Source organism: Novosphingobium sp. FKTRR1, from assembly GCF_020404405.1.
Taxonomy (GTDB): Bacteria; Pseudomonadota; Alphaproteobacteria; order Sphingomonadales; family Sphingomonadaceae; genus Novosphingobium.
Window position 1 is genome coordinate 1 of the sequence record NZ_JAIZDA010000073.1, and the last position, 5,073, is coordinate 5,073.

Annotated in this window: 8 protein-coding genes; all 8 read left to right on the forward strand. The window is 65.6% G+C overall.

Annotation, left to right across the window (positions count from 1 at the left end; translation table 11 throughout):
* Positions 1-67: 67 nt before the first annotated feature.
* The 8 genes from LDN95_RS22765 (at position 68) to LDN95_RS22800 (ending at position 4,977) form a co-directional block, all read left to right on the forward strand.
* Entirely contained in the window at positions 68-385 is a 318-nt protein-coding gene (locus LDN95_RS22765; RefSeq protein ID WP_226019788.1) for a zincin-like metallopeptidase domain-containing protein, read from the forward strand.
* 11 nt (positions 386-396) lie between these two features.
* Positions 397-816, forward strand: coding sequence for a hypothetical protein (locus LDN95_RS22770; RefSeq protein ID WP_226019789.1), 420 nt, complete (start codon positions 397-399; stop codon positions 814-816).
* 70 nt (positions 817-886) lie between these two features.
* Positions 887-1,306, forward strand: coding sequence for a DUF3768 domain-containing protein (locus LDN95_RS22775; RefSeq protein ID WP_226019790.1), 420 nt, complete (start codon positions 887-889; stop codon positions 1,304-1,306).
* A 37-nt stretch (positions 1,307-1,343) separates the two neighbouring features.
* Positions 1,344-1,880: a hypothetical protein gene (locus LDN95_RS22780; RefSeq protein WP_226019791.1), complete on the forward strand. Its 537-nt coding sequence runs from the start codon at positions 1,344-1,346 to the stop codon at positions 1,878-1,880.
* Positions 1,881-2,033: 153 nt separating this feature from the next.
* Complete coding sequence (locus LDN95_RS22785; protein ID WP_226019792.1) at positions 2,034-2,393, forward strand: DUF736 domain-containing protein; 360 nt, start codon at positions 2,034-2,036, stop codon at positions 2,391-2,393.
* 77 nt (positions 2,394-2,470) lie between these two features.
* Positions 2,471-2,818 (forward strand): hypothetical protein, encoded by a 348-nt coding sequence (locus tag LDN95_RS22790; RefSeq protein WP_226019793.1) that lies wholly within the window; start codon positions 2,471-2,473, stop codon positions 2,816-2,818.
* Between the two features lie 103 nt (positions 2,819-2,921).
* The gene (locus tag LDN95_RS22795) at positions 2,922-4,628 is read left to right on the forward strand and encodes an ATP-binding protein (protein ID WP_226019794.1); all 1,707 of its coding nucleotides are present in this window, start codon (positions 2,922-2,924) and stop codon (positions 4,626-4,628) included.
* Between the two features lie 61 nt (positions 4,629-4,689).
* Positions 4,690-4,977: a hypothetical protein gene (locus LDN95_RS22800; RefSeq protein WP_226019795.1), complete on the forward strand. Its 288-nt coding sequence runs from the start codon at positions 4,690-4,692 to the stop codon at positions 4,975-4,977.
* Positions 4,978-5,073 lie beyond the last annotated feature (96 nt).

Genomic DNA, 5,073 nt, shown 5'->3' on the forward strand with positions numbered 1-5,073 from the left:
CCAGCAAGGCGCAGGCGGCCGCCGACTGGATGCACGCCCAGCAGCCCCAGCCTGAGGAGATCGCCGCATGATCCGCGCCCCGAAAATTTGCGGTGGAAGTCACATTAGGGCTGGACTGTCAGGATATGTAGCCGAATTATCCAGCGCCATGCTGGGTGCGGAACTCGGCTTGCCGGTCAAGCATCTCGATCACCATGCCAGCTATATCGATCACTGGCTGACCGTCCTCCGGCAGGACGATCGCGCAATCCTCACCGCTGCTGCCAAGGCGGAGGAAGCGGCGAGCATGCTGTTGCGGCTCGGCGGCCGTGCGGCCGATGTGCCATCGGACGATACGGACAGTGCCAATCCCGACGCGGCATCCGACATCGCGCTCGCGGCCTGACGGAGGGAACCATGGGACGCTCCGTCAGCTACCCGTCCGGTGCGCTGGTCGCCTATCAGGGGCTCGCAATTGACGATGAAGACGAGTGGGAATTCGCCCTCGAATGGCTGCGCGACGATCTGATCGCGCAAGCCCGCCGGGCATTTCCCTCGCTGGAACCGCACGATGGCTGGCGCGGGCGCGAGGACCGGATCCTGCTGCGCAACGGCTACGCCGATTTCGGCCTGTCGATCTACGGCGGCCTTGCCGCGGTATGGATCGTCGAGCGCGACGACAGCCCGTATCACGAAGCCGATCTGCGCCGTCCCCTCCATGAGCTGGCGCAGCACTGGCTCGGCAGCATTGCCGGGCGCTTTGATGATCTGTTCGGCGCGTACGTGTGCCTTGGCCACATGTCGAATGGCGAAGGCGTCTATCGCAAGCGGCATTGACGTTCCGACCACTGCCCAGTGTCCGGGAGGGGAGGGGGCGAGAGTGTGTGAACCCATCGGGAGATCACCCATGTCCAGCAATCCTCTTCCTCCAGCGGACCCTGACCAGGTCCAGCGCGAACGCACCGAACAGATCGCGCGCCTCAACGACGAAACCCGCCAGGGCAAGGCGCGGAGCGCGCGTATCCTGTTCACGCGCGGCGTCGTCGAACTGCTTGCCGAAGGGCAGACCGAGGAGCCTGCGCGCACGGCGCGGGTCATGATCAACCAGGAGCGGCTCATGCGGCAGATCGCCGACGCGTCGATCGATCCGGGTGACGATCCCTACGGCGAACGCGATTTCGGGGTCGTCACCTTTCTCGGTGAACGCCTCTATTGGAAGATCGACGCTTACGCCGACGACGGCAGCTTCTCGTTCGGATCGGACGCCCCCTGGGATGCCTCGGTCACGATCCGGGTCCTGACCGTCCTGCAACCGTGCGAATACTGAACGCGCCTGCGCCTTGCTCGCGCGAGGAGATCCCAACATGACCCGCACCATCGATCTTTCGGGAACGCCGTTCGATGAACCTTGCGCGCAAGTGGGCCGCGATCCCGATGCGCCGGCGCGCAGCCGTCAGGAGGCGCTTGCTTACCGCGCCGCGCTTGTCGCGGTGCTGGGCGTTCCGCCCGAAGATTATGCCCTTGAGGTTGTCGGCAACCCCCACGATTTCGGGACTTATTATACCGTGCGCCTGCGATGTCCTGCGGATGCCGCACTCCACGACGATGCCTACGAGGCGATGGCCGAAAACGGTCTAGCACACTGGCTCGATGCGATGATGCCGGCGCCCTACGACTATGCGCCCGATGGCACGTGGACGGCGATCTGTCCGCACTCGCCCTCGCGCGAAGCGATCGAGCGCGCCCTCATCACGAGCCGCCCGGCCGCCGACGGCACCTTCGCCCTCGACCTGTTCGCCCGCCTGCATGCCAACCTGCGCGCCGGATATCCCGACCACGCGGCGCGGGCGGACCTGCGCATCGCCTGCATCCACGAACAGTCTGGTGCGACCGTGCATTGATGCCTGCAGCGATCCTGAAACTCAGGCGGCCAAGACCCCAGCGGCGGGAGGGAAGCGGGAAGGGGGCGGTCGGCCGGGGCAGGGATGCCCCAGGCCATCACCCCCACGACCCCCGAGCAGCAAGACGGGGTCTTTGCCAAGGAGCACCAGGCAATGAACATCGGCACCATCCAGAGCAATGCGCAGGGTCACCTGAGCGGCTCGCTCGCGACCGTCATGGTCGCCATGACCTTCGCGCTGCGCGAGGTTGAATCGCGCAACGACAAGGCCCCCCGCTTCGAAATCCTCACCCGCAACACCGGCGGCGCTTTCGTGCAGGTCGGCGCCTTGTGGGAGAAGGCGGCGCTCGAGACCGGCGAATGCTACCTGCAGGGACGCATCGACGATCCCTCGCTGACGCGGCCGCTGCCGATCAGCGCGTTCAAGCAGGACGATGGCAGCTACAACGTCGTCTGGTCGCGGCCGCGTGCCCGGCGGCGGGCCGATGCCTTCCCGCCCGCGGGCAACGCCTGACACCTCCCATCCCCTGATCCACCAGACGCCCCGGCCACCTTAAGGCGGTCGGGGCGCTTCATTGAAGGGAAGCACCCATGCTGACCGATTCCGAGCGTTTCGCGTTCCGAACCCACCGAGCGCATGTCCTCGACACCACGGGCAACGCCTACGACGCCTGCCAGGTCGATGAAGCCATCGACAAAGGCCACACGTTGATCGTCCTCGGTGAAGGCGTGGTCGGCCTTGCCTGGGCCTGGCCGGTGGCGGTCACGGCTGAAGCGGGCCACCTCCACAAGATTGCCGATGCCGGCGCCGTGACGCTGACCGACCTCGTGGCGCCGCTCGGCTTCGACGAGGATGACGTGCGCACCGCCATCTCGCTGGCCCGAGCCTTTGGTTTTGCCATCGATCCCGCGTTCGATCGGGTCTGCCCGACCGAGTGACCGCAGCTTCAATCGCGCTGCGAGCCGCTGTGGCTTTCCAACGCGTTTACCGACGCACCATGCGCACGTCCGCGGGCGCGTGATCACCGAAGGACATCCGTCCATGCCCCTTCCTGCGACATTGCGTGCCCGGGTTTCGCCCGAGGCGATCACCAAGGTTACCCGTATCTTCAACGGAACGCTCGGCGACATCTTCAACGAGCTGTTCCAGAACGCGCGCCGCGCCGGCGCGACCACGGTTGCAGTGACCGCGGAACACCTCGAGGATGCCTGCATCGTCACCGTTACCGACGATGGCGCAGGTATCGCCGATCCGGCCGATCTCGTCTCGCTCGGCCAGTCGGACTGGTCGGAGGCTTGCCGCGCGCGCGAAGATCCCGCCGGCATGGGTTTCTTCAGCCTGGCCGGGCTCGACACGCTCGTGCGTTCGGTCAGCGCGCACGCGTCCTTCGCCCTCGCGATCGCCGGCGATGCCTGGACCGGCGAAGCCGATATCGCGGTGCTGCCCTGGGACGGACCTCGCGGGACCAGCATCGCGTTCCATGTCCCACCACAGCGCGACGGCAAGCTCGAGCGTTGTCTCGAAAGCGCCGCGCGCCATTTTCCTCTACCCGTCACGTTCAACGGCGAGGAACTGAAGCGGGTGGATTTCCTCGCAGGCGCGCACAGGATCGTGGAGCGCGAGGGGTATCGCCTCGGCGTCTATCGCAACCGCACGTCGTCCGCAGCCGACACGGTCAATTTCCACGGCGTGACGCTCCGGCACGTCTTGCCTCAGGTGAAGGAAATCCACCACGCGCAGTGGAGCGTGCATGTCGACGTCGTCGATGCGCGCGATCTCGTTCTGGTCCTGCCGGCGCGCAAGGAAATCTACCACAACGCCGCGCTGACGCGGCTCAAAACCCTGTGCCGGGAGGCCATCTATCAGACGATCCTCGCTGAACCCTTCCACCGTCTCAGCCATGCCTCCTGGCTCGAGGCCAACCTGTTCTGCGACGCCTTTCCCGAGGCGATTGCGCAGTTGCCGGCGTGGACGCCGTCTCTGGCGCGTGACAGCTACCGCGATCTTCCCGGCTTCACGGCCATTGCTGCGGACGCAGCCCTCTACGACGACACGGATGCGCTCGATTCCGTGACATTTGCTCGCGCCCTTCAGTTCTCCCGGAACGGCCGGCATGGAGAAATGCATCACTTCGATGCGGCCACGCCGCTGATATTCTACACGCCGATCAATCAATTCATCGGCTACAGCTGGTACGACCGCCTGAATTGCTACGTGCGCACAGGCGAGCGCTTCTGCGAGGCCGATGGCACCGATACCCCACTCGGGAGCGATCCCGGCACCTTGCGGCCCGAGACCATCACGCTGGAACTCAGCGATCAGTTCGGTGGCGGCCTCGACCTGCCGACAGATCTTGCGCTCCTGGAGGGCGATGGCAGCTGGACGGACGTCGACACGGTGCGGATCGCGCTCACGCAACGTTCGCGGCTCGATCCCGGCGATCTCACGGATTACATCATCGATGCCGTCTTCAGCCCTTCTGACGATTCCGATGCGGACAGCTACGATACCCAGGAAACGCGGTTCCGCTACGAGGCCGCCGCGCGCGCCCACGCCATGCTCGAAGATGACGATGCGGCGACGCTCGCGGTGATCCGCATGGTCTTTGCCGATCGCATTGCCTGGCGCATTCCCGCTGGACGGACCTTGCGTCTGTCCTGGTCGATGTCCCGCAAGGAGCTTGTCCTCCTGCCGGAGGCGGACGTCCCGACGTCCGACACGACTGCGCCTGGCGCAATCGCAGGCTGAACCCTTCTTCGCGGCTCCGGCCCCGCAGCCGGCCCCTTTCCTCCCGACACAGGAGATCCCGATGGGATGGCTCTCGATGACCCTGCGCGGCATGGCGCCCCATGCCACTCCCAAGGCCTATCTCGACGACCAGTGCACCTATGCGCCTGACGCGGCGGCGGGTCGGACCGAAGGCTTGCGCGTCCTCAAGTCCACGGTCCGTTCCGGCGCCTACTACGCGGCGTGCCAGAACTATGGGCCGGAGGGCGAGCGCCCGCCCTTTGCCATCATCTGCCTTATCCGCTGGAACCCACGTGCCCGCGATGGATACGTGTTCGCCTACAAGGACAGTGCGCCGTTGCGGCGCTGAAATGGAGTATCAGTGATGATGAGGTAAGTTGAGAATGCCTCTGCTCGCCGGACTAACCTCGGGCCTCACAAGGTCTGAAATCCCGAAAGGGACGGG

Bases quoted from the DNA above. Each gene is read 5' to 3' on its own strand.
- LDN95_RS22765 (WP_226019788.1), top strand. From the start codon at position 68: ATGATCCGCGCCCCGAAAATTTGCGGTGGAAGTCACATTAGGGCTGGA.
- LDN95_RS22770 (WP_226019789.1), top strand. From the start codon at position 397: ATGGGACGCTCCGTCAGCTACCCGTCCGGTGCGCTGGTCGCCTATCAG.
- LDN95_RS22775 (WP_226019790.1), top strand. From the start codon at position 887: ATGTCCAGCAATCCTCTTCCTCCAGCGGACCCTGACCAGGTCCAGCGC.
- LDN95_RS22780 (WP_226019791.1), top strand. From the start codon at position 1,344: ATGACCCGCACCATCGATCTTTCGGGAACGCCGTTCGATGAACCTTGC.
- LDN95_RS22785 (WP_226019792.1), top strand. From the start codon at position 2,034: ATGAACATCGGCACCATCCAGAGCAATGCGCAGGGTCACCTGAGCGGC.
- LDN95_RS22790 (WP_226019793.1), top strand. From the start codon at position 2,471: ATGCTGACCGATTCCGAGCGTTTCGCGTTCCGAACCCACCGAGCGCAT.
- LDN95_RS22795 (WP_226019794.1), top strand. From the start codon at position 2,922: ATGCCCCTTCCTGCGACATTGCGTGCCCGGGTTTCGCCCGAGGCGATC.
- LDN95_RS22800 (WP_226019795.1), top strand. From the start codon at position 4,690: ATGGGATGGCTCTCGATGACCCTGCGCGGCATGGCGCCCCATGCCACT.